The organism is Aquibium sp. ELW1220, from assembly GCF_030398385.1.
GTDB lineage: Bacteria > Pseudomonadota > Alphaproteobacteria > Rhizobiales > Rhizobiaceae > Aquibium.
Genome location: NZ_JAOAOQ010000129.1, coordinates 1 through 535 on the forward strand (window position 1 = coordinate 1; position 535 = coordinate 535).

Here is a 535-nt window from a genome sequence, read left to right on the forward strand (position 1 = left end):
GCACCGGCACCGTCGCGAGCCCGAGCGCCTTGGCGGCCTCCAGCCTGGTGTGGCCGACGATCACCACCATCTTCTCGTCGACGACGATCGGCTGGCGAAACCCGAACTCGGCGATCGAGGCTTTCACCGCATCGATCGCCGCGGTGTTGTTGCGGGGGTTCCGCGCATAGGGGATCAGCCGCTCGATCGGCATGTCGGTGACGATCATCGCGCTCTCCGGGAGAAGTCAAATTGCAGCAACGGCGGGCCGGTCAGGCCGGCTCGAAATCAAAACGCAGTGGCGCCCGAACGTGGTTGGCGAAAGCGCCTTCAAGACCCGCTTCGTGAGGGGTCCACTTCAATGATTTCAGTACGTTAAACCAACCGAAATCAAAACGAACTGGCAAAATGCGGAAGTGCGCGTTCTACCCTTTCAAAACCCGCTTCGTTGGGGTCGACATCAATGATTTCAATGATTTAGACCCCCTGAAATCAAAACAAAACGGAAAAATCAAACCGGAAAAAACACGCGAAAACCGGGCAGCGGCGACAGCGC

General features: G+C 57.9%; 1 protein-coding gene. It reads right to left on the minus strand.

All coding sequences use genetic code 11. From position 1 onward, the window contains the following. The coding region (locus N1F91_RS31040; RefSeq protein ID WP_289997774.1) for a ParB N-terminal domain-containing protein at positions 1-208 on the minus strand (208 nt) is incomplete at its 3' end. Positions 209-535 lie beyond the last annotated feature (327 nt).